Genomic DNA, 20,294 nt, shown 5'->3' with positions numbered 1-20,294 from the left:
TGTGCGGGTGACCCGGAAGGGCGGTCGTTGTTAACCGGGTGGCCCTCAGCAGGACGCGCAGCCGTGCCCGTCAGCTCTCCGGAAGGAATGTGCGCAGCGCATGACACCCCGACTCGCCGTCGTCGTCCCCGTCTACAACGTCGAGGAGTTTCTCGCCCCTTGCCTCCGGTCACTGGCCGAGCAGACCATGCCGGACCTCGAGGTCGTCATGGTCAACGACGGTTCCACCGACGGGAGTCCACGCATCGCCCGCGAGTTCGCCGCCGGGGACACCAGATTCCGGCTGATCGAGCAGGAGAACGCGGGGCTCGGGGCGGCCCGCAACGCGGGAGTGCGCGAGGCGCGGGGCACATACCTGACGTTCGTCGACAGCGACGACGTCGTCCCACGGGACGCGTACGAGCGGATGCTCGCCGCACTGGAGGAGTCGGGCTCCGACTTCGTCACCGGCAACGTCCACCGGCTGCGCTCCGCGGGCCGCAGCGAGCAGTCGCCGATGTTCCGCAAGGCGATGGAGAAGGACCGCAGCGGCACGCACGTCACCCGCGACTGGGATCTGCTCGGCGACCGCATCGCCTGCAACAAGGTCTTCCGCAGGGACTTCTGGGACAAGCACGCCTTCACCTTCCCCGAGGGCGTGCTCTTCGAGGACACCCCCGTCATGATCCCCGCGCACTTCCTCGCCGGTGCCGTCGACGTACTGAAGGAGCCCGTCTACCTCTGGCGCGACCGCGACGGCTCCATCACCACCCGCCGCGCCAAGCCCCGCGCCGTCCGTGACCGCACCGCCGCCGTCCTCGCGGCCAGCGGCTTCCTCGCGGCGCGGGCCGCCGAGGAGGCGGGCACCCCGCGGGGGGCGGTGTTCGCGAAGGCCAAGCGGCGCTACGACAGGACGGTCCTGTCCGGGGACCTGTGGCTGTTCATGGAGGCCCTGCCGCACGGCGACTCCACGTACCACGACGTCTTCATGGAGCAGGCCAACGCCTTCGCCGACACCGTCGACCCCGCCGTCGTCGCCGCACTGCCGCTGCCCCTGCGCGTGCGCTGGCAGCTCATCCGCCAGCGCCGGGTCACCGACCTGCTCACCTTCATGGCGTACGAGAAGTCCCACCCCGACGCCTTCCGGGTCCGCGGTCTGCGCGGGCGCCGCGCCGAGTTCCCCGGGATCGGCGGACTGCCGCGCGAGACCGTCGCCCTGAAACGCTCCGACCTGCCGCTCACCGCACAGCTCACGCACATCGCCTGGGACGAGCAGGGCAGGCTGCGGCTCAAGGGCTTCGCCTACATCCCCAACCTCCCCGCGGGGCGCGTCGGGGCGCGCGCCAGGGTCGCCTGGCTGCGGTCCGGACGGCGCCGCGTGCTGCCGCTGGCGCTGCGCACGGTGCGGGCGCGCGAGGCGACGTACCGCTCCAAGCAGGGCCTGCACAGCTACGACCGGTCGGGGTTCGAGACGGTCATCGACCCCCGCAGGGCCGTCACCAAGCGGCGCAGCACCACCTGGAAGGTGGAGATGGGCGTGGTCAGCGGGTTCCTGCCGCGCACCGGGCCGGTCAGGACGAGCAGCCCGCCGCGGCTCCCCGTGCGGTACCTGGAGGAGTTCCTGCGGGCGGCCGTCACCCTCAGCAAGGGGCGGCTGCGGCTGCGCACGGAGCGGGTGGCGGCGCGGCTCGTCACGCACGAGGGCTGCGGCACCGCCGTCCGGCTGCACGGGCGGCTCGCCCCCGGGGAGTCGCAGGCCGTCGACGCCCTGCGCGTCGAGAACTGGGCCACCAAGGAGGCGCACTACGTCCCCGCCCTGGTGAACGGCCGCGACTTCAGCGCCGATGTGCCCCTCGGCCTCTTCCACGCCGGTACGGACGAGCGCACCGGCGAGCCGCGCAAGGCCGATCCGTGGGGCGTCGCCCTGGTCCGCGAGGGCGACGAGCGCACCCCGCTCGCCGCCTGCCCCGACGTACCCGCGGGGCGCTACGGACTGCTGCCGGGGCGTGAACTCCTCGTCCTCGCCAACGCGTCGGGGAACCTGGAGCTGCGCGATCAGACCGTACGGCCGCTCGTCTCCACCGTGACCTGGGACGACGAGCTCCGCATCGAGGGCAGCCACCCCGACGCGGAGACCCGCACCGGGGAGCTGGTCCTCGTGCACGCCGGCCACGGCGACGAGGCCGTCGTGCCGGTGCGGATCGCGGACGGCCGGTTCTCGGCCGCGCTGCGACCCGAGGCCGTGCCCGGCCCCGGAGGCACGCTGCCGCTCGCCGAAGGACGCTGGAACCTCTTCCTGCGCGAGCGGGGTACGACGGACCCCGAGCAGTACACGCCCGTGTGCGTGGCGCCCGGCAAGGGCCGCGAACTGCCGCTCGTACGCGGCAGGTCAGGCCGTGACATCAGCCTGAAGCGGCATGCCCACGACGGCCTCCACCTGCGCTCGGGCTCCGCGCTGCCCGACGCCGACCGGGGCGGCCCGCGCCAGCGCAGACTGCGCGAGGAGTACGCGGCCCGGCGCGGCGGCCCGCTCCGGGACGCCGTCCTGTACTGCAGCTTCGACGGACGCCAGTACTCGGACTCGCCCCGCGCCGTGCACGAGGAACTGGTCGCAAGGGGCGTCGACCTGGAGCACCTGTGGGTGGTCCGCGACCAGCAGGTGGCGCTGCCCGGCAGCGCCACGCCGGTCGCCCTGTGGAGCGCCGAGTGGTACGAGGCCCTCGCCCGCTGCCGCTATGTCGTGACCAACACCCAGCTGCCCGAATGGTTCGAGCGCGCCGAGGGCCAGTACGTCGTGCAGACCTGGCACGGCACCCCGCTCAAGCGCATCGGCCGCGACCTCGCGGGCCACGCCTCCGGGGACCGCGCCTACATGGCGACCCTGCCCGGCCGCTCCGACCAGTGGAGCGTGCTCGTCTCCCCGAACCGCTTCTCGACGCCCGTCCTGCGTAGCGCGTTCGGCTACACCGGCGAGGTCCTGGAACGCGGCTACCCGCGCAACGACCTGCTGCACGCCGCCGACCGCGCGAAGGTCGCCGCCTCCGTGCGCGAACGGCTCGGCATCCCCGAGGGCAGACGCGTCGTCCTGTACGCGCCCACCTGGCGCGAGAACCAGCCCAAGCAGGCCGGCCGCTACGCCCTCGACCTCCAGCTGGACCTCGAAGCCGCCGAACGCGCCATCGGCGACGACCAGACGCTCCTCGTCCGCAGGCACTACCTCGTCGGCGGCACCGTCCCGGAATCGGACTTCGTGCGCGACGTCACGCGCCACCCCGACGTCAGCGAACTGCTCCTGATCAGCGACGTCCTGGTGACGGACTACTCGTCCCTGATGTTCGACTTCGCGCAGACCGGGCGCCCGATGCTCTTCCACACCTACGACCTCGACCACTACCGCGACACCCTGCGCGGCTTCTACTTCGACTTCGCGGCGCAGGCGCCAGGACCGCTGCTCGGCACCAGCGACGAGGTGATCGCGGCGCTGCGCGACCCGCACGCCGCCACCGCCGCGTACGCCGACGCGTACGACAGGTTCCGCGAGGTCTTCTGCGACCTGGACGACGGGCACGCGGCCGCAGGGGTGGCGGACGCCATGCTCGAAGGAGGCCGCGCATGAGCACGCCGGAACTGCACGACGTGAGCTGCGTCGTGGTCGCGGGACCGGACACCGAGGCGTTGCGCGAATCGGTGCGGTCCGTGCTCGACCAGACGATGGGCAACGTAGAGGCGGTCGTCGTCGCCCCCGGCGCGGACGGTCCCGTCCGTGCCGCGGCGCAAGAGCTCGCCGCCGAACACCCCCACCGGGTACGCCTGGTCGGCGCCGACGGCGCACTGCCGGTCGCCGCCGCGCGGAACCTGGGGCTCGACGCGGCACGCGGCCGGTACGTCATCGTGCTCGGCGAGGGTGAACTACTGGAGCGGAACGCCTGCCGCAACCTCTTCGACGCGGCCCGCTCCAGCGGGGCCGACCTGGTGGCGGGGCGCTGGACACGGCTCACCGGCAACGGCAAGAAGGAGCGGGGCCCCGGCTGGCAGGCCCCGCTGCACGCGAGGACGCGGACGGTCGGGGACCTCGCCGACGCCCCCGAACTCGTCGCCAGGGACTCCCTGGTCGCCGGCTTCTGCGTCCGCCGTGACCTCCTGCACCGGACACGCCTGCGGTACGCGGAGGACCTCGCCCACAGCGAGGTCCTCTTCGGCGTCGAGGCCGCCCTCGTGGTCCGCGCCATCACCCTCGTGCCCAACCTGATCACCACCCGCCGCGCGGCACCCGACCCGGCCCGCGAGACCCCCGCACTCGCCGCCGCCAACGACCGCGTCGCCGGGCTCCTCGTGAGCCTGGGCCGCCTCGACCTGGCCGACCGGCGCGAGCGGGCCTTCCTCGTCGACCACGTGCTGCCCTGCGCCCGTACGTTCCCGCAGCTCACCGCCGAGGAGCGGCGCCGGGCCACGGCCCGCGTCGCCCCGCGCCTCGAAGGCCGCGCGGACCTGCGCGCCCTGGACGCCCTCGACCCCGTGGAGCGGGTGTGCGTGCGGCTGCTCGCGGACGGCGACACGGACGGCGTGCTCGCCGCCGCGTACGCGCTGGGGCGGCCCGGGGTCGTCGTCTCGGAGCTGACCGAACGCGAGGGCAAGGTCCACTGGCGCGCGGACGGACTCGACGACCCCCACGTACGAGAAGTGCTCGACGTCACCGAACTCGGCCACCAGCACCGGCAGTTGGACGAGGTCCGGCTCCTGAACCGCCTCACCAGGTGCGACGTCGACGGCGGCACGGCGGTCCTCGAAGGGCACGTCGTGCTGCCCGGCGGCCTGCTGCCCGACCGGCCGCCGCTCACCGCCTGGCTCGACGTACGGGCGCACGGCACCGGACGCCGCGGCTTCCGCGTACCCGTGGAGGAGGTGCACTACGACGGCGGCGCGGTCCTCTGGCGGGCCACGGCGGTCCTCACCGCCCCGCTGCGCGACCTCGGCATCCGCGACCGCGCGTGGGAGCCGCGGCTGCACCTGGCCGCCGGCGGCCAGGACGTGACCACCGAACTCGTCGCCGAGCCGGAGACCGTGGGGGAGAGCCAGGGCGTCACCGTCACCGGCGCGAACAAGGTGGAGCTGCGCCTCGCGCCCCGCCACCGCACCGCCCGCACCCTGCGCGCGGCACTGCACTACGCCACGCACTTCCGCCCCGCGCGCAAGCTGAGGCTCGGACTGCGGGCCCTGCGCAAGCGGTGGGACGGGCTCAGCGGCCACGGGGTCAAGGTGCGCGTCTACCGGCGGGCGCTGCGACGGCTCCCCGTCAGCAAGGGCTCCGTCGTCTTCGAGAGCCACATGGGCAGGTGCTACGGCGACAGCCCCCGCGCCGTCCACCAGGAGATCACCGACCGGGGGCTGCGGCTGCGCTGCACCTGGGCGTACGCCACATCCGCCGACGGCTTCCCCGACTCCGCCCGCCTCGTGCCCCGTTGGTCCTGGCGCTACCTGTGGGCGCTGGCCCGCGCCGAATTCTGGATCGACAACCAGGGCTTCCCGCACGCCCTGGACAAGCCGCGGCACACCACGTACCTCCAGACCTGGCACGGCTCCGCGTACAAGCGCATGGGCTTCGACGAGGCGCGGGTGAAGACGCAGAACGCCCCGCACCGCGAGTGGCTGCAGCGGGCCGTCGACCGCTTCGACCACTTCCTGGTGCGCTCCGAGCACGACGTGAACACCCTGGCCCGCGCCTACGGCATCCCCGACGAACGGCTGCTGCGCTGCGGCTACCCGCGCAACGACCGGCTGCTCGCCGCGCGCGCCCGCGACGAGACGTCGGGCCGCTTCCCACGCCCGCCCGTGGCCGCCGACCTCGGCATCCCCGACCACAAGACGGTGGTCCTGTACGCGCCGACGTTCCGCGGTCTCCCCCCGAAGAACAACAAGGCGGTCCAACTGCCCCTAGACGTACGCAAGTTCGCCGACCGCTTCGGCGACACCCACGTCCTCCTGGTGCGCGCCCACTACATGCAGGCGGCGAGCCTCCCGGTCTGCCCGCCCGGCACCGTCGTCGACGTCTCGGCGCACCACGACGTGAGCGAGCTGCTCTGCCTCGCCGACGTCCTGGTGACCGACTACTCGTCGATCATGTTCGACTTCGCGCTCCTGGACCGGCCGCTGGTGCACTTCGCGCCGGACCTCGACGCGTACACGGCCGAGCGGGGCAGCTACTTCTCGCTGCGGGACGACGCGGGCGGGCCCGTCGTCGAGACGGAGGAGGAACTGCTGCGCGTGCTCGGCACGCTCAAGCAGACCGACGGCGCGTGGGCACAGGCCCGGCGGGCGTTCGCCGCGCGGTTCGGCGCGTACGACCAGGGGCGGGCCGCGGCCGGCGTGGTGGACGCGCTGTTCGGGGAGCGGTTCGGGAACGGGAACACGGAGACGAGGGGCGGGGCATGACCACGACGATCGCGACCACGCGGATCGCCACCACCACGACGAAGAGCCGCGATCTCTTCCTCGTGGCGAACACCGTCGACGAGCTCGGCGGCGTCACCGCGTGGGCCCACCAGATGGCCCGGCTCTTCCAGGGCAACGGCCACCGGGTGCACGTCATCGGCGTCCACGAGGCCGAGCTGAAACTGGCCCTCCCGGACGACCTCGGCTACCCCGTGACCAGCCTCTACCGCGAACATCCCGCCTCTCCGCGCCCGGCCAGGGGCCTGGGCCGCCTCAACGTCGTGGCACGCCGCCGGGAGTCGGCGCGGATCACCGCCAAGCGCCGCACCGTCGAGCGGCTCTCGGAGCTCTTCCGCGCCGCGCGCCCCGGCGCCGTCGCCATCGTCACGCAGGTCTGGCCGATGGAGTGGATCAGGGAGGCGGACACTGCGGGCCTGCGCATCATCGGCATGAGCCACGAGTCGTACGCCTACACGCGCGCCTGTCACCGCTACCGCGCGGTCAAGCGCAGCTACCCCGACGTGGACCGCTGGCTCGCGCTCACCCAGGAGGACGCCGACGACTGGATCACCGACGGCATGCACAACGTGGGAGCGATGCCCAACGCCCTGGCCCACCTCCCCGACGTGCCCTCGCCGCGCGACCGGAAGGTGGTCTGCAGCATCGGCAGGCTCGCCGACCAGAAGGGCGTCGACATGCTCGTCGACACCTGGGCCCTGGTGGCCCCGCAGCGCCCCGACTGGACGCTGCGGATCTACGGCGCCGGAGCGGACGAGGCCGACCTCAAGCGGCAGTGCACGCGCCTGGGCCTCGACGGCTCGGTGGAGTGGTGTGGCCGCACCAGCGACGTGCCGGGCGTGCTCGCCGAGAGCTCCCTCTTCGTGCAGTCGTCGCGCGGCGAGGGCTTCCCGCTGGCCCTGATGGAGGCCATGGCCAGCGCGGTGCCGTGCGCGGCCTTCGACTGCGCACCCGGCGTACGCGAGATCGTGCGCCACGGCGAGGACGGCCTCCTCGCCCCCGCCGGCGACATCGAGGCCCTCGCCGACCGCATCCTGCGCCTCACCGGCAACCCGAGGCTGCGGGACGCGATGGGGGAGCGGGCCCGCAGGAACGTGCAGCGGTTCTCCGAGGCGCGGGTCCTGGCCCGCTGGGAAGAGCTGTTCGAGCTGCTTGAGCGGTAGGGGCCAGGAGCCCGGCCCACCGGACACCGGTGGACGTCAGGAACGCCCCGAGCGCGCGAGCAGCGACGACAGCAGGCCCCTGGCCCGGCCACCGGCCCTGGCCACGGCAGGTGCCCCGGCGGGCGGCGTCCGGCCCGGCGCGTCGGGGGCCGCCTCGTCCGCGTGCCGGGACACGGGATGTGCCGGCGACTTCGCCTTCTTGCCGCTGATCCGGATCATCGGGAGGCCCGCGACCTCCTCGGCGCCGTGCCACATGTCGTCGCGCCCCTTCAGGAACACCGCGAGATCGGCGTGGATCGCGTCGTAGTCGCCCCAGGTCCCGTAGAACTTGGTGGCCGTGATGCACAGCGGTTTGAGCCCCGTGCTCGCCACGGCACCCCAGGTCGCCGCGGCCACGCCCGGACAGTGCTCGGCCCGGAAGTCGTCGAGCACGACGATCCCGTCCGGCCCGAGCACCTCCTTGGCGGCGGCGATGTCCGCGTGGACGTGCTCGTACAGATGCGAGGCGTCGATGTGCACGAAGCGGCAGCTGTCCGCCCGCACGTGCGCGGTGATCCCGGCGGACGGCTCCTGGACGATCCGCGGCAGCCCTTCGTGGAAGGAGCCGTAGTTGGCCTCGAAGGCGCGGCGCGTCAGCGTGGCGTACGAGCGGCCCATCTCCGCGGAGTTGGCCCGGTCGGGGGCGGGCGAGTCGAAGAGGTCACAGACCGTGAAGGTCTCCTCCGCGCGCAGATACGCGCCCATGAAGATGGCGCTCTTGCCCAGGTACGCGCCGAGCTCCAGCAGATCACCCCGCTGCCCCTGGTCGCGCTGGCGGCTCAGGGTCCAGTCGAAGAGCACTTGGTCGACCGGATGGAACCACCCCTTCACATCGGAGAGCCGGCTCGGCCGCGGCAGCCGCCCGGTGTCGGTCGAGGGCATGGTGGTGGAAGCGTTCTGCATCTCAGGTCCCGTGGATGGGGGAAGGCGGGCGGTGCGCACGGTGCGCCGGACACGCAGTGCCGCCAGAAGCACGGTGCGGCTAGAAGCGCGGAGTGGGCCGGGAGACGTCGGCCCGCGGCAGCGGCTCGTCGGCCACCCCCGCGGCCGGCGCCGGGTGCCGGTCCGCCAGTGGCGCCACAGACGGTAGACCCCCTGTCTCGCCGAGCACCACATGCCTCACAACACGTTCAGCGGCCCGCCCGTCGTCGTACACGCAGAAGCGGTCTCGGAAGGCGGCGCGCAGCTGTGCGGAGCGCGAGCCGCGCCAGTGGCCGGTGGCGAAGATGTCGGTGAGCTCGTCCTCGCTGCGCGCGATCGCGCCGGGCGGGAACTCGCGGACGTCGAAGTAGGTGCCACGGGCCGCCTCGTACGCCTCCCAGTCGGTGGCGTGCAGGACGACGGGGCGGTCGAGGTTGACGTAGTCGAACATCAGCGACGAGAAGTCGGTGACCAGGGCGTCGGAGGCCAGGCAGAGGGACTCGACGCTGGGGTGGTCCGACACGTCGATCAGGCGGTCCGACGAGGGCGCCAGGGGCGCCCCGTAGGAGTGGTGGGCGCGGGTCAGGATGACGAACCGGGGGCCGAGATTGTGCAGCATCCGCCGCAGGTCGAGGGAGTGCAGCTGCGAGTGGCGGTAGTCGCGCAGGGTGGGCGCGTAGAGGATGGCGACGGCGCCCCGGGGGATGCCGAGGGACTCGCGCAGGCGGGCCACGTCGGCGGAGCTGGCCCGCTGGTAGATGTCGTTGCGCGGGTAGCCGTATTCGAGGGTGGTGAACGAGGCGGGGTAGACGCGCTCCCAGACCAGCGTGGAGTGGCGGTTCGCCGACAGGACGTAGTCCCACTTGTCGGCGTTGCGCAGGAGGGCGGCGAAGTCCATGCCCCGGGCGGCGGCGGGCCGGTCCTGGAGGTCGAGGCCCATGAGCTTCAGGGGGGTGCCGTGCTGGGTCTGGATCATGACCTGGCCGGGGCGCTTGACCAGCCTGCGGTCGAAGTTGACGTTGTTCACGAGGTACTTGGAGCGCGCGAGGGCACTCCAGTACGCGGCCGTGCCGGGGCGGAGCCTGCGGGTCGCCGTGGGCAGGGTGTGGTGGTGGACGGGGTCGGCGATCCACGCGGTGCGCACGTGCGGGGCGTGCTCGCGCAGCGCGGCCTCCAGGGCGGCGGGGTTGCAGCCGTAGCCGCGCCCCCAGTACGAGGAGAAGACCGCGCGGTCGGCGCGCAGCGGCAGGCGCAGCTGGACGCGGTAGTGCAGCTGCAGCACGGCGCCCTTGGCGCGGCGGCGGGTGGTCGCCGCGTACCGCTGGGCCCTGGCCCGCAGGCGCAGCGCTGTCCACAGGGTGCGGTAGGTGCGGTGCGTGCCCAGGCGTACCAGGCCGTGGCGCACCCGGGTGCTGGTGCGGGGGCGGGCGCCGGGGACGCGGTAGCGGCGGTAGTGGGTGCGGGCCTTGCGCAGGAACGCGGCGCGGCTGGCGCGCGGGAGGCGGTCGCGTTTGGTGAAGACCGTCGTCAGGTGGTCGACCATCCGCCGGAAGAGGATGGGCCGCCAGGCCGCCGAGAGTTCGGGGTGCTCGTCGAGGAACGCGAAGACCCGCTCGTACTGGTCGAAGATCTCGAAGTGCCTGCGGGTCGTGGTGCGCAGGATGCTGCCCCTGCGGCGCTGCAGGTAGTGCACGCAGACCCGGTCGAGGGTGGCGATCGAGTCCGCCTTCATCAGGACCGGGTAGGTCCAGGGCGTGTCCTCGTAGAGGCCGGGCGGGAAGGTGAAGCCCTCGCGCTCGATGTAGTCGCGGCGGTAGGCCTTGTTCCAGGCGACCATCAGCAGGCGCAGCAGTCCTGGCCGGTCGATCAGCCGGAACGGCGCCCGGCCGTCCTCCTTGAGGAGGCTCGCGAACTGGTTGCGCACGGCGTCGCCCGACCAGAACACGCGGGCGTAGTCGTAGATCAGGACGTCCGGTTCGTCGGTCTCCTTGAGGCGGTCGGAGATCGCGTGCAGGGCGTCCGGGGCGAGGGTGTCGTCGCCGTCGACGAAGACGAGGTAGTCGCCGGTGGCGCGCTCCATGCCCGCGTTGCGTGCCCGGCCCAGGCCGACGTTTTCCTTGAGGTGGACGGCCTTCACCCGGCTGTCACGGGCCGCGCACTCGTCGATCAGGGCGCCGCATGCGTCGGGCGATGCGTCGTCGACCACGATCAGCTCAAGATCCGTGAACGACTGTTCGAGGACGGATTCGAGGCATGCGTGCAGATAGGCCTGCACCTTGTACACGGGCACGATGACACTGAACCGGGGCAAGGCACATCCATGGGTCGGCGCGGGCATACTGCCCGCAAACGCCCAGGCCGCCGGTCGGGTTACGACATATGCGGCATACGGGGGACGGACGCGAAGGAGGCGGCCCGGTGCCGGACCGCCTCACTCCCGTCCTGCTCCCGCCTCACTCGTCGAACGTATGCGCCCGCGTTGTTCGTGATCGGTTACTTGACCGCGCCCGCCATCACGCCGGACACGAACTGCCGCTGGAACGCGAAGAACACGGCCAGCGGGATCACCATCGAGATGAACGCGCCGGGCGCCAGGATCTGCACGTTGTCGCCGAAGGACCGCACCTGCTGCTGGAGCGCGACCGTGATCGGCGGGCTCTCGGAGTCGGCGAAGATCAGCGCGATCAGCATGTCGTTCCAGACCCAGAGGAACTGGAAGATGCCGAGCGAGGCGATCGCGGGCGCGCCGAGCGGCATCACGACCCGGAAGAAGAGCCGCAGCTCACCGGCTCCGTCCAGGCGTGCCGCCTCCAGGAGTTCGCGGGGGATCTCCGCGAAGAAGTTCCGCAGGAGGAAGATCGCGAACGGCAGCCCGAAGGCCACGTGGAAGACGACCACACCGATCGTCGTCTCGAAGATGCCGATCGCGCCGAAGATCTTCGACACCGGGAGCAGCGCCACCTGCACGGGCACCACGAGCAGCCCGACGACACCGAGGAACCACCAGTCGCGGCCCGGGAACTCCATCCACGCGAAGGCGTATCCGGCGAGGGACCCGATGATCACGACGAGCAGGGTCGCCGGGACGGTGATCATGATGCTGGACAGGATCGAGTCGGTGATCGTCTCGTCCTTGAGGAGGTTCGTGTAGTTGTCCAGCGTCATCTGCGACGGCGTGCTGAAGACCTTCCACCAGCCGCTCTCCGCCATGTCCTGAGAGGTACGCAGCGAGCCGAGCAGCAGCCCGACCGTCGGCACCAGCCAGAACAGCGCGACGACGACGAGGAAGACGCGTACGGCGGTGCCGCTCAGAACGGCGGCGATCCGCCCTCCGAGCGACTGCTTGGCCTTCACCACTTCGACCTGGGTGGTCATCGTCGTCCCTCCCGCCGAAGTCGCCGCATGTTGAAGAGCATCACCGGGATCACGAGGAGGAAGAGCAGCACGGCGATCGCGCTCGCCACGCCCGAATCCTTGTCGAGGAACGCGGAGTTGTAGAGCTGGAGCGCCAGGACGTTCGCGTCGTCCTTCGAGGAGTTCGGCGCGATGATGAAGATCAGGTCGAAGATCTTCAGCACGTTGATCATGAGCGTGACCGCCACCACCGCGAGCACCGGCGCGAGGATCGGCACCGTGATCCGGCGGAACACCTGCCACTCGTTGGCGCCGTCCACCCGGGCGGCCTCCAGGAGTTCACGCGGGACACTGGCGAGACCGGCCGCGATCAGGACCATCGCGAAGCCCACCCAGATCCACAGGTACGAGCCGATCACCGCGGGCGTGATGAGGGACGGGCCGAGCCAGTCCACGCCGTTGTACGGCTCGCGGAAGTTCGACGCGGGGAAGCGGAGCTGGGCCCCGTCGGCTGCCTTGGGAAGCGCGAAGGTGCCGTCGGCCGCTGCCTCGGCCGTGGCCACCACCTTGCCGTCCTTGACGGCCTCGATCGTGATTCCGGGGTAGCCGAACTCGGCCTTGTCCGGGGCGTTGATCTCGCCCCGGCCCTTGCCGCGGGTGAAGTCCTGCCAGGCCGTACCGGTGACCTTGCCGGGGTCCGGCTTCGCGGCCGCGGCGGCCTTGGCGTCGTCCGGCATGTTGTCCGGCGCGACACCCGTCAGCGGCAGCGCCACCGGGGTGCCCGCGCTGACCGGCTTGCGCGTGATGAAGGCGCCGCCGGAGGCCGGCTTCAGCGGAGACTCCGTACTGGGATGGGCCTGTGGGAAGGCGGACGACTCGGCGAAGGTGTCGTGCACCCCCACGAAGACGGCGTTGGCCACGCCCCGGTCCGGGTCCGACTCGTACACGAGCCGGAAGATGATGCCGGCCGCGAGCATCGAGATCGCCATCGGCATGAAGATGACCAGCTTGAACGCCGTGCCCCAGCGGATCCGCTCGGTCAGCACGGCGAAGATCAGGCCGAGACCGGTCGCGACCGTCGGGGCGACCACCACCCAGATCGCGTTGTTCTTGATCGCGGTGAGGATGGTGTCGTCGGTGAACAGGGTCTTGTAGTTGCCGAACGCCGTGAAGTCGCCCGACTTGTCGAAGAAGCTGCGGAAGACGGAGTACCCGATGGGGTACAGGACGAGCGCGCCGAGCAGGATCAGGGCGGGTGCCAGGAACAGCACCGCCACGCTCCTGCGGGTGCCGGTCACGCTCTTGCGCGGTTCTGGAGCCGGGGGCAGCGCCACGTTCGGCGTGCCCCCGGCGTTCGCGGACGCCACCGTGTCAGTCCTTGAAGGCCTTGGCGGCGGCCGTCTCCAGCGCCTTCTGCGTGCCCGCCACGTCCTTCGGGTTCTTCAGGAAGTCCTGCAGCGCCTTCCACTCGCCCTTGCCGGGCGTGCCGCCGAAGGCCTGCGGGGCCTGGTCGGACATGTCGTAGCGGATGTCGTCGCCCGCCGCGATGAGCGCCTTGGCGATGCCGCGCTGCACGTCGTTCGGGTACGCCGACAGATCGAGGTTCTTGTTCGGCGAGACGAAGCCGCCCGCCTCCGCCCAGATCTTCGCCGAGTCCGGCGAGGCCAGGAAGGTCAGGAGCGCCTGGGCGCCCTTGTTGTCCTTCAGGGCCACGGCCGCGTCACCGCCGACGACCGCCGGGGATTCGTCCCCGACCGCCGGGAACGGGAACACCTTGGCGTCCGTGCCGATCTGGGCCTTCGTCTCCGAGATCGGCAGCGAGACCATGTCGCCCTCGAAGACCATGCCCGCCTTGGGCTGGTCGCCGCCGGTGAACGTCTGCTTCACGGAGGCGGGGAACTCGGTCTGCAGCGCCTTGTCGGCGCCGCCCGCGACGAAGCCCTTCTTGCCGAAGAGCTCGCCGAGCGTGGTCAGCGCCTCCTTCACGGAGGGGTCCGTCCACTTGATCTCGTGCTTGGCGAGCTGGTCGTACTTCTCCGGTCCCGCCTGGGAGAGGTAGATGTTCTCGAACCAGTCGGTGAGGGTCCAGCCGTCGGCGCCCGCCACCGAGACCGGCGGTACGCCGGAGTCGTACACGGTCTGGGCCGTCTTCATGAAGTCGTCCCAGGTCTTCGCCTCCTTGGCGCCCGCGTTCTCGAAGACCTTGGTGTTGTACCAGACCAGGGACTTGTTGGCGGCCTTGAAGTACACGCCGTACTGCTTGCCGTCGACGGCCCCGAGGTCCTGCCAGCCCTGCGCGTAGTTCTTGTCGAGCTGCTTCTGCGCCTCGGCCCCGACCGGCTTGGCCCACTTGTTCTGCACGGCCTGGTCGATCGCGCCGACCTGCGGCAGCATCGCGACGTCCGGCGGCTGGCCGCCCGCGACCTTCGACTCCAGGAAGCTGATGATGGGGTCCTGGGCCGGCACGAAGGTGACCTTCGCCCCGGTCCGCTTCTCGAACTCGTCGAGAACCTTGAGGAAGACCTTGCGCTCCGAACCGCCCCAGACGGCGGCGACGGAGACGGTCTGGCCGTCCAGCTTGGGCAGTTGGACCGCGGCGGCGCTCTCCTTGCCGCCGCCCTTGCCCCCGCCGTCCTTGTCGCCGTCGTCGTCCCCGCCGCATGCGGTGACGGTGAGCACGAGCGTGCCCGCGACGACGGCCGCGGCGAATTTGGCTGTGGTACGCCGGTGTTGCGGTGCCTTGCGTGATCGAAGACTGCTGCGCATCACTGCCCCGTTTCTCTGCCCTGGCGAGTCCCGTGCGGTCTGTCTACGCCCGGGCGGGGAGGGGCGGCAAGAGCGCAAACAGTGTCAACCAGGTGATCGTGATGGCGTTGTGACGTGCCGTCATGAGGCGCGGGGCTCCACGGGGTGCAGAGCTGAAGGAAAGGTGGTGGAGAACTGGCAGAACCGGCGGAACCAGCGGAACCGGCAAAGCCGGAGGAACCAGCGGAACTACAGGAGGGACGGCACCTGGTCCGCTGCGACGGATCGGGCGGCCCGCTCCAGCGCGCTGGCCAGGAGCGCCAAGTCCGTGGGCCCATTGCCCAGTTCACGCACGGGGCGGCGGGCCGGAGGGTCGCCCATCCGCTCCCACTCCAGGGGGACGACGGTGGGCCGCACCGTGGACGTACGGGGAATCCGTCCCGTGACCCGCCCCGCCTGGAAGGGGCTCACGCGCCCCTCGGCCGTACGCAGCTCGCCCCGCCCGGGGGCAGGCTCCTCCGGCCCCGGAGTGACGGCGTCCAGCACGATCCGCAGGGCCGCGCGCCTCCCCAGCTCCGTCTCCGGGGTCCGCTCGCTGCGTGCGGTCGTGGCGATCAGGTGCACCCCGAGCCGCTCCCCGTCCCGGGCCACCGCTTCGAGCGCCCGCACGACGGACCCCGCGGCGGGACGCCCCGGCGATCCGAGCGCGGGCGAGAGCAGTGCGTCGAAGTCGTCGACGAGCACGACGAGCCGAGGCAGCGGAGGCCCCGGCTCGGTCCCTTTGCGGGCGGCGACGGGCCGCAGCCGCATCGTGGAACTCGGCGGCGGGTCGAGGTCGTCCGCGCCACCCCCGCCGTTCCCGCCACCCCCGCCGTTCCCGCCGTTCCCGGCGCTTCCGGTACTACCGGCACTTCCCGCGCTTCCGGCGCTCCTGGCACCCATGCCGCCTGCGCCGCCCCCACTGCCCGGAGGCGTCTGCGTGTGCCATTCGGCGAACCCGAGCCGCCCCAGGAGCTCGGCCCTGCGCTTCAGTTCGGCGGTCAGCGACTGGGCGAACTCCCGCATCCGGACAGGGTCGTTGGCGGCGAGATGCGTCGTGACGTGCGGCAGGTCCGTACAGACCGCGAGGCCTTCGACCAGCCGTACGTTCCCGCCGTTCGTTCCGTTGCCCCCGCTGCCCGTGGTGTCCCGTCCGTCGATGAGCACCATGCCGAGGCGGTCGGGGCGCTCCGCCGCGGCGAGCGAGGCGGCGATGGAACGCAGCAGCTCCGTGCGACCGCTGCCCGAGGGGCCCTCGGCCAGGATGTGCGGGCCCTCGGCGGCGAGATCCACGACCACGGGCCCGCGCGGGCCCGCCCCGAGCACCGTCCAGGCTCGTCCGCCCAGCGCCTCGGAATCGTCGGCGGCTGCCGCCCACCGGGCCATCAGGGAGGCGGGGGTGGCCCGGGCGAGGCCCAACTCATCCAAAAGTCGCGCCATTTGGGGCAGTGGAGCGGACACGCGCGCGTGCCCGTCGCCGGGCGCCCCGTCCGTGCGGAAAGGCGCCAGCGCGCGGGAGAACCGCTCGGCCCAGGCCTGCGACACCGCGTCCACCGAGGCGACCGTGCCGTGCCCGGCAGGCTGACCGTCCGCGGTGCGCAGCAGCCGCAGCGCCGTGGCCACGTCGCCGCTGAGCAGCGCGACGGCACCGCAGGCGCGGAAAGCGGGCGACACGGAGCAAGCGGCTTCGTATGTGGCCGACACCGGGGAGGCGGGTGACGCGGCGGGAGTCTCCGCCAGGCAGACGACATGGATCCCGGCGGCGGCCCCCTCCCGCGCCAGCCGCACCACGGCTTCGCGGAGCCCGGCGGACCCGGGGTCGCCGTCCACCACGACGACGGTGCGGGGCCCGGTGTCCGGTGCGTCTTCGGCGGTGCTGTCGAGAAGGGGGTCGAGAGGGCCGTCGAGAGCGGGTCCGGCCGCGGCGGCGGACGCCCGGTCCGCCATGTGGTCCTCCAGGCGCCGCAGCAGCTCTCCCGTGCGCGCGGCGGCCTGCTCGCGGTCGTACGCCAGGAGGAGGCGGCAGTCCTGGCCGTGGGTGGGCCGCAGGTGCGGAAGCCAGCCGAGCCAGGACCACTCGGCGGCGCGCTCCGGGGTGGGCCGTGCGCGGTCCGTGCTGAGCAGCACGATCTCCAGGGCGTCGGGGGAGTGCAGCGCCGCGAGCTGGGCCACCACGGCACGGGCGAGCCCCGTGAGCCGCTCGCGCGGACCCGCCAGGCCGAGCGCGCCCGCCTCCCGCAGGCTGACCGTCACGGGGACGGCGGGCAGCAGGCCCCGCTCGCCCGGGGTCGCGCGGTCCAGCGTGCCGAGCCGGACCGCGAGCGCCTCGGGGTGGCCGGGGCCGCGCTCCCAGAGCCGGGGGCCCGGACCCAGCGCCGTGAGCAGCAGGGCCGCGGGGTCGGGCCAGGACTCCGGGGTCCGCGCGGCGGCGGCCACCGCGAGGTCCTCCGGGGTGGGGGCCGGGGGTTCCGGGGGAGCGACGTCGCTCCCCGTCCCGTACCCGTCGTCCTCGTGCTCCGCCGGTCCGTACGCGTCGTCGCGTGCACCCGTGAGACGCCGGGCCCAGGCCGAGAGGCCGCCCCGCTTGCGGAGCGCGCGCGGCACGGTCGTCCCGCGCGCGGGGGTGCCGATACGGGTGCTCTCGGCGTCCGGGGCGCCACCCTGCTGCGGCACGAGCGGCACATCGGTGCGGGAGGTCCTGCCGTGCGCCCCGCCCTGGCCGTCCTCGCCCGCCGCGCCCCAGCTCGCGGAGCCGTACGCGTGGTGGGTGCCTTCGGAGGGCGTGCGGCCCGCTTCCGGGGGTGCGCTCCGGGGGGCGTCGGCGCTCGCCGCGACCCGTACGCGCACATGTCCCTCGCCGTCCGGGGCGGTCGGCAGCGCGCCGTCCGTCCCGTCCCCGGTGGTGAACCGCAGCGCGGACTCGCCGAGCCGCAGCAGGGAGCCGGGGGTGAGGCGCACCGGGCGGTCGGTGATCTCGCGGCCGTCCACCGTCGTGCCGTTCGTGGAGCCCAGGTCCGTGACGGTGACCTGGCCGTCCGGGGTGAGCGTCACCGCGCAGTGCAGCCGCGACACGTCCGGGTCGTCCAGCGGGACGTCCGCGTCCGCCGAGCGGCCGACGCGGATCTGGCCGCCGTGCAGGAGGTGCACACCGCCCGCGTCGGGGCCCGCGACCACGTGCAACTGGGCGGCTGCTCCCGCGAGTTCGGGTCCGGGTTCGGCGGGGGAGCCGAGCGAGAGCACCGCTCCGTCTATCAGCGGGGGCTCCCCGAGGGTGCAGCGCTGGGCGTCGAGGCGCTCCGACTCCGCGTACAGGACGACGGGTCCTTCGCCGCCCGCGACGGCGGCGGCCAGGCCCGAGGCGACGGTGGCCAGAGCGGTCCCCGCGGGGGCGGTGACCAACACGTCGCAGGCGCCGCGCGGCACGACTGGGTGGCCATGGGGCTCGGCGGTCTGGCCGCTGCGCGGCCCGAGGACGGTCAGCCGGATCTGCATCGCCGTCAGCGGTCCCTTCTGCCCTTGCCGCCGGGCACGGGGACTCGCGCTGTGATTCCCCCCACCGCACACGGCCACATCGGCCAGTAACAAGAAAGCATCCTCGCACCTGCCACTGACAACACGCCCGGCGGCCACCCGTAAGTGATCTTGATTGGTCGGCTCTGCTCGGAAAAGTGCCTGCTTGGACCGATGCGATCGCCGGTGACCTCCTCGTGACGAAGGTCAATTCGACGCCATCCGGCAACCAACGGCTCCCATGGGGCGTCTTTCCACCGAACAGCTGTCCAGTCACCCCGGCGGCCTGGTCGGAATGTGACCCGGCGGTGCCCCGTTCGGCGGCACTACAGTGGGTCGGAACACCCTCCGGCGGGTAGCCGGGTCCGGACAGACCAGCCAGATCAGCAGGGAGCGCATGACGTGCGGCCGGTAGGCAGCAAGTACCTGCTCGAGGAGCCGCTCGGGCGCGGCGCCACGGGCACCGTCTGGCGAGCCCGCCAGCGCGAGACCGCGGGTGCCGAGGCGGCCGTTGCCGGCCAGCCCGGCGAGACCGTCGCGATCAAGGTCCTCAAGGAGGAGCTCGCCAACGACGCGGACATCGTGATGCGATTCCTCCGCGAGCGATCCGTCCTGCTCAGGCTCACGCACCCGAACATCGTGCGGACTCGTGACCTGGTCGTCGAGGGCGAGCTCCTGGCCCTCGTCATGGACCTGGTGGAGGGCCCCGACCTGCACCGGTACCTCCGCGAGAACGGCCCGTTCACGCCGGTCGGGGCGGCCCTCATGACCGCCCAGATCGCCGACGCCCTCGCCGCGAGTCACGCGGACGGCGTCGTGCACCGGGACCTGAAGCCCGCGAACGTCCTGCTCAAGCAGGAGGCGGACGGGTCGATGCACCCGATGCTGACCGACTTCGGCATCGCGCGCCTCGCCGACTCCCCTGGCCTGACGCGCACCCACGAATTCGTCGGCACGCCCGCGTACGTGGCGCCCGAGTCCGCCGAGGGCCGCCCGCAGACCAGCGCGGTCGACATCTACGGCGCGGGCATCCTCCTGTACGAGCTCGTCACCGGAAGTCCGCCGTTCGGCGGCGGCTCGGCCCTCGAGGTCCTGCACCAGCACCTGAGCGCCGAACCGCGCCGCCCCTCGACGGTCCCGGACCCGCTGTGGACGGTCATAGAGCGGTGCCTCAGCAAGAACCCCGACCACCGCCCCAGCGCCGAGAACCTCGCGCGCGGCCTGCGGGCCGTCGCGGACGGCGTGGGCGTGCACGCGTCCAGCGCGCAGATCGCCGCGGCGGAGGGCGTGGGCGCCCTCCTGATGCCCGACCCGGACCCCGCCATGGTGCCCGGGACGGCCGGAGCCGCCGATCCCACCCAGGTGCTCCCGAACAACGCCGGGTCGTACGACCCGACCGCGGCGACGAGCGTCATGCAGAACACCGGCTCCGGTGACGCCGACCCGACCTCGGTGCTCCCCGGCGGCAGCCGCGGCGCGGCCGACCCGACGGCCGTCATGCCGCCGGTGCCGCCGAACCAGCCCGGTTATGACCCGAACGACCCGCACCCCTGGCAGAACCAGATGCGGGCGGCCCGCGACCGCAACGAACAGACGCAGGTCCAGTCGTACCTGGACCCGAACGACGACCCGTTGCGCCGCCGCCGTCCCCAGCGCCAGGTACAGCAGCCGCAACAGCAACAGCGCCCCCAGCAGTACGCGCCGCAGCAGCAGCGTCAGCAGCCCCAGCAGCGGCAGCAGTACGCCCCGCAGCCCCAGCAGCAGTACGCGCCGCCGCAGCAGACGCCTCCCCAGCAGCCGCCCGCGGGACGTCCGCCGCGTGAGCCCAGGCAGCCCCGGCAGCGCAGCTCGAACCCGATGAAGATCCCGGGTCTCGGCTGCCTCAAGGGATGCCTCTTCACGCTGATCATCCTCTTCGTGGCGAGCTGGCTCGTCTGGGAGCTGAGCCCGCTCCAGGAGTGGATCGGCACGACCAAGGGGTACTGGGCCCAGCTCGGCGAGTGGTACGACACGGTCTCCGGCTGGATGGGGAAAGTGAGCGGCAACTAGCCGCTCTGGAGATTTGTCGACACCTGCGGGGTGATTTCTGCTCCTGGA

The 20,294-nt window shown here is 72.5% G+C and carries 10 protein-coding genes; 4 read left to right on the top strand and 6 right to left on the bottom strand.

The annotated features are described in order from the left end of the window. The first annotated feature begins 100 nt into the window (after window positions 1-100). From AB0E78_RS25575 to AB0E78_RS25565, 3 genes are read left to right on the top strand one after another with little or no spacing between them, the layout of a single operon-like run. A complete protein-coding gene (locus AB0E78_RS25575; RefSeq protein WP_361836667.1) occupies window positions 101-3,595 on the top strand; it encodes a CDP-glycerol glycerophosphotransferase family protein in 3,495 nt (1,164 codons plus the stop codon). Further along, entirely contained in the window at window positions 3,592-6,408 is a 2,817-nt protein-coding gene (locus AB0E78_RS25570) for a CDP-glycerol glycerophosphotransferase family protein (RefSeq protein WP_361836665.1), read from the top strand. The genes AB0E78_RS25575 and AB0E78_RS25570 overlap by 4 nt, the downstream gene beginning before the upstream one ends. Then, window positions 6,405-7,589, top strand: a complete 1,185-nt coding sequence (locus AB0E78_RS25565) for a glycosyltransferase (RefSeq protein WP_361836662.1) — start codon at window positions 6,405-6,407, stop codon at window positions 7,587-7,589. Before AB0E78_RS25570 ends, AB0E78_RS25565 begins: the two co-directional genes overlap by 4 nt. Window positions 7,590-7,625: 36 nt before the next feature. On the opposite strand, the gene AB0E78_RS25560 is transcribed toward AB0E78_RS25565, so the two are convergent. The 6 genes from AB0E78_RS25560 to AB0E78_RS25535 all read right to left on the bottom strand — a co-directional run bounded on the left by AB0E78_RS25560 (window position 7,626) and on the right by AB0E78_RS25535 (window position 18,179). Then, a complete protein-coding gene (locus tag AB0E78_RS25560) occupies window positions 7,626-8,531 on the bottom strand; it encodes a class I SAM-dependent methyltransferase (RefSeq protein WP_361836659.1) in 906 nt (301 codons plus the stop codon). A gap of 79 nt (window positions 8,532-8,610) precedes the next feature. After that, window positions 8,611-10,860 carry a bifunctional glycosyltransferase family 2 protein/CDP-glycerol:glycerophosphate glycerophosphotransferase gene (locus tag AB0E78_RS25555; protein ID WP_361836657.1) on the bottom strand — a complete coding sequence of 750 codons (2,250 nt, stop codon included), beginning with the start codon at window positions 10,858-10,860 and terminating at the stop codon, window positions 8,611-8,613. A 182-nt stretch (window positions 10,861-11,042) separates the two neighbouring features. Continuing rightward, window positions 11,043-11,924 carry a carbohydrate ABC transporter permease gene (locus AB0E78_RS25550; RefSeq protein ID WP_361836654.1) on the bottom strand — a complete coding sequence of 294 codons (882 nt, stop codon included), beginning with the start codon at window positions 11,922-11,924 and terminating at the stop codon, window positions 11,043-11,045. Further along, window positions 11,921-13,201, bottom strand: coding sequence for a sugar ABC transporter permease (locus tag AB0E78_RS25545; RefSeq protein WP_361836819.1), 1,281 nt, complete (start codon window positions 13,199-13,201; stop codon window positions 11,921-11,923). Before AB0E78_RS25545 ends, AB0E78_RS25550 begins: the two co-directional genes overlap by 4 nt. Window positions 13,202-13,274: 73 nt before the next feature. Next, window positions 13,275-14,669, bottom strand: coding sequence for an ABC transporter substrate-binding protein (locus AB0E78_RS25540; RefSeq protein ID WP_361836651.1), 1,395 nt, complete (start codon window positions 14,667-14,669; stop codon window positions 13,275-13,277). A gap of 228 nt (window positions 14,670-14,897) precedes the next feature. Continuing rightward, window positions 14,898-18,179, bottom strand: coding sequence for an FHA domain-containing protein (locus AB0E78_RS25535; protein ID WP_361836649.1), 3,282 nt, complete (start codon window positions 18,177-18,179; stop codon window positions 14,898-14,900). 420 nt (window positions 18,180-18,599) lie between these two features. Between AB0E78_RS25535 and AB0E78_RS25530 the strand changes: the two genes are divergently transcribed. Next, window positions 18,600-20,246 carry a serine/threonine-protein kinase gene (locus AB0E78_RS25530; RefSeq protein WP_361836647.1) on the top strand — a complete coding sequence of 549 codons (1,647 nt, stop codon included), beginning with the start codon at window positions 18,600-18,602 and terminating at the stop codon, window positions 20,244-20,246. Window positions 20,247-20,294 lie beyond the last annotated feature (48 nt).

Origin of the sequence: Streptomyces sp. NPDC032198 (assembly GCF_040636975.1) — a bacterium.
In the GTDB taxonomy this organism is placed as follows: Bacteria; Actinomycetota; Actinomycetes; order Streptomycetales; family Streptomycetaceae; genus Streptomyces.
Note: the sequence above shows the minus strand (reverse complement) of the source record. Positions and strands in the feature narration are given on the sequence as shown.